The sequence below is a fragment of the Leclercia sp. AS011 genome (genome assembly GCF_037152535.1).
GTDB lineage: Bacteria > Pseudomonadota > Gammaproteobacteria > Enterobacterales > Enterobacteriaceae > Enterobacter.
Window position 1 is genome coordinate 1 of record NZ_JBBCMA010000043.1, and the last position, 221, is coordinate 221.

Genomic DNA, 221 nt, shown 5'->3' on the forward strand with positions numbered 1-221 from the left:
CCTCTTTGGTCTTGCGACGTTATGCGGTATTAGCTACCGTTTCCAGTAGTTATCCCCCTCCATCAGGCAGTTTCCCAGACATTACTCACCCGTCCGCCGCTCGTCACCCGGGAGCAAGCTCCCTGTGCTACCGCTCGACTTGCATGTGTTAGGCCTGCCGCCAGCGTTCAATCTGAGCCATGATCAAACTCTTCAATTTAAGTTTGATGCTCGTGAATTAA

General features: G+C 52.0%; 1 rRNA gene. It reads right to left on the bottom strand.

Annotated features, from left to right (window positions below):
• Positions 1–199, bottom strand: a 16S ribosomal RNA gene (locus WFO70_RS22595); the annotation flags it as partial.
• Between the last annotated feature and the right edge of the window lie 22 nt (positions 200–221).